Annotated in this window: 3 protein-coding genes; 1 reads left to right on the top strand and 2 read right to left on the bottom strand. The window is 62.7% G+C overall.

Annotated elements, in window-relative coordinates; genetic code table 11:
- Window positions 1–154, top strand: a 154-nt coding sequence (locus tag H6A15_RS10760; protein ID WP_204673615.1) for an S-layer homology domain-containing protein, incomplete at its 5' end; no start/stop codon positions are given.
- Window positions 155–432: 278 nt separating this feature from the next.
- On the opposite strand, the gene H6A15_RS10025 is transcribed toward H6A15_RS10760, so the two are convergent.
- Together H6A15_RS10025 and H6A15_RS10020 are read right to left on the bottom strand one after the other, a co-directional pair.
- A complete protein-coding gene (locus tag H6A15_RS10025) occupies window positions 433–1,170 on the bottom strand; it encodes an S-layer homology domain-containing protein (protein WP_204673614.1) in 738 nt (245 codons plus the stop codon).
- The gene (locus tag H6A15_RS10020) at window positions 1,167–3,179 is read right to left on the bottom strand and encodes a hypothetical protein (protein ID WP_204673613.1); all 2,013 of its coding nucleotides are present in this window, start codon (window positions 3,177–3,179) and stop codon (window positions 1,167–1,169) included. Before H6A15_RS10020 ends, H6A15_RS10025 begins: the two co-directional genes overlap by 4 nt.
- Window positions 3,180–3,198: the final 19 nt, after the last annotated feature.

Genomic DNA, 3,198 nt, shown 5'->3' with positions numbered 1-3,198 from the left:
CGACGAGGCCGTCGCCTGGGCCGTCGAGGCCGGCGTCATGGGCCAGGACGTGGACGCCCTGCGCCCGGCGGACGCCATCAGCCGCGCCGAGGTCGCCGCGATGACCGTCCGCGTCCAGCCGGACGGCAAGCTCGACCCGAAGGACTTCATCTAGTAAGCTTGGCGATGCCCGGCCGTATCGCAGTCTAACGCAAGAGGCCCCTCTCCGTAGAAGGAGAGGGGCCTCTTGCATACAGGAACCGCTCGTTAATGGCGCATACGACGATGGTCGACGCCTCGGTTCGATGGATGGCACGCGCTGGCGCCGATGCGCCTTCCGGAAGCCCTAGGGGGAGGGGGCATGGCCGAGCACGCTAATGGCGAATTGCCCGATTGATGTAGAGGGACCCTCTCTGCCGGAGAGGATCCCTTCGAGTAAATCTAACTATTCGACTACGCTGCCGGATTCGGGTCCATCATGTCGTCGAAGTCCAACCTGCCCTCCGGTTGTACGCGCACGGTCATTGCGGCTACCTCCGCGCGGGTGATGGCGTCAGCCGGGCGGATCTCGGTGACGTCCTGGCCCATGACCTCGGCCTCGACGGCCCAAGCCACTGCGTCCTCGGCGAACCCGGCGACTGAGGCGCCGTCGGAGTAGGCATCGAGGGCATCATCGGACACTTCGACGCCGGCAGCGTCAATGTCTGCGACCTTGGCGTAGCGGTAGAGCATCGTCGCGAGCTCCTGACGCGAGACCGGTGCGGTGGGCTTGAACAGATCGGTGCTGTCGTAACCGGTCACGATGCCGGCCTTGGCAGCCCACTGGATGGCCTGAGCGTAGTAGACGCCGGGGTCTACATCGGAGAAGGGCGTGTCGTAGCCCTCGACCTCGCTCGTGTCCTCCTTGTCGGCGTCGGGCGTGCCGCCCGCCATCTTGTAGAGGGTGACCGCCACATCGCCACGGGTGATGGTGTCCTCGGGCCCGAAGAGGGTCGTGTGGTTGTAACCGGTCATGTAGCCCTTACCAGCGGCGGCGTTTACCCACTCGGAGTACCAAACGCCCGCGCTGGGCACGTCGGAGAAGACGCCCGCGTCGGTGACCTCGATTTCCGCGGTTGCGTCGACGTCGTAGTTCACGACGCCCTCGGCTGTCTTGAGGTAGGCGGTGTAGTCGTCAGCAACGTCCTTCAACTCGACGGTCTCGTCGATGCCGTCGTCATCGACGTCGCGGACGTACTCGACCTCGTAGGCGTCGGAGGGATGACGTCATCGGAGTCGTTGATCACCTTGTCGCCGTTGGAGTCCCAGCGGAACCCGGGGGTCAGCACGTCACCGGTCCAAGCAAGGACGGGATGTCCACCCTTCTTGTAGGAGCTGACGACCTGGACATTGCCCCTGACCTCGACGGGTGTGACGTCGAACTGGAAGCGATAGTCCTCGTGGAAGGTGATGCCCTTGACCACGACGTTGTAGTAGCCGGCGTCGACGATGGAGTCGACCGTATCGACCTTGCCGTCGTCCTGGACCTTCTCGTAGGAGACGGTGTAGTCGGTCCCCTCGACGAGCGTACCGGTGGCAGACTTCACCACAACCGAGAAATGGGGCACGTGGTCGGAGCCGTTGTAGGTCTTCTTGTAGGGGGCATCGTTCTCGTCTACGTTCTGCCCGTCGTAGGAGAGGAAGACGTCGGTATCCTGATCGAGGTCATAGGCAACGACGACCTTGGCCACCGCCTGACCTGCGACCCAGTTTGGCGTGCCGTTGTCATCGAAGGTGTAGTCGACGTCGACGCGGACGGTGTAGGTTCCAGGCTTTGTCAGATCGCCCGGATTGCCGGCGGCGTCAGTCACGGTCACCTTGTAGCCGTCCTCTGGGACAGCCCATGCCTTAGTGGAGCTCCACTTTGAAGTTACAGCGATCTCATCGAGGTCGAAGTAGTCGGGCTTCTCCGCATTGAGGTCAATCACATATGCGTTGCTAGCAGCATCATAACGGTCAGCGTTACCGAAATCGATGTCCGCCTTGTAGTTCGCCCAAAGCACCGTGACGGTTGCCTCGCCCTCGACGTTCTTGTTTCCATCGGGTGCGACCAGCTTGTAGGTGAAGGCGCCCTTGACGTCGTTGCTCGTGGAGCTCCCGTCGGGGCCGCTCACGAACTCGAGCTCGAGGCTGCCCCCGTCATCGAGGCCGTCCCAGTCAAGGTTCGTGACCCCGTTGATGGATGCGACGGCGTCCTCGGCATTGGTGTCCTTGTCCGGGCGTACACTAATGTCGGCATTCGTCTTCGCAAAGACGTCGCCGAGCACAATCGCGTCAGTGAGCTGCAGTTTCCCGAGGGTGAAGTCAATGTCGACCTCTTCGCCCTTGAAAGCGCCGTCTCCGACGACCTTCACTACGTAGGTTTTATCGATGTCGAGCTGCACTCCGTTTCCAAGGCTGTCGGTGCTGCCCTTCTCCCAGATCGTGGCGGTGTAGTCATCGCCTTCGGAGAGGATGCGTCCGTCGAGTGAGACGTGGATGCGGTCGAGAAGCTGGCCAACCTTGTTGCTGCCCTTCGAACCGTCGTAGTTGAAGGTCGTGTCGTTGACATCCATCCCGTCGATCAAGACGGCGTCGTCAAGGGACTGTCCGACGATCTGGAAGGTGTCTGCGACGGCGACATAGCGCCAAGAAGCCGCCTCGTTCTTTTCGCTCAGGTATTGGCCGATGACGACTGCATAGGTCCCCTGCTTGGTCGGCTTGATGTAGTTGCCGTCACCGTCGGTAACGAGCGTGCCCGCCACTTTATGGCTGACGCCCTTCGCGTCGACGTACGTGACGGACTTGCCGTCTTCGCTCTCGGGCTCGTACGTGCCCGTCCCGTCGAGCGAGATGTAATAGTAGTAGAAGTCGCCCTTCTTGCGCTCCGCCTTCGCGGGAAGCATGTCGGCAACCCGCTCGGTGTCCTCGTTGACGGGCGTCACCTTGGTGGGCACCGGGGCCTGGGGCCTGCCCGTATAGGTGTATTCGGAGGTGAAGCCGCCGCGGTACTCAACCTCGGCCTTGGCAACGGCCGCGCCCTCGGTCGCGAGCGTGCTGCCGCCGCCCTCCGCGAACGCCAAGGCCGGCGCGGCGGCGCCCAGGCTCAGGGCCCCCACGAGCGAGGCGGAGATGGCGAGCGCGACCCTCCTCGTGTGCTTCTTGTTGACGCAAGCTGTCATACGTCTTTCTCCTTCCATA

It is taken from the genome of Enorma phocaeensis (assembly GCF_016901575.1).
GTDB lineage: Bacteria > Actinomycetota > Coriobacteriia > Coriobacteriales > Coriobacteriaceae > Limicola > Limicola phocaeensis_A.
Note: the sequence above shows the minus strand (reverse complement) of the source record. Positions and strands in the feature narration are given on the sequence as shown.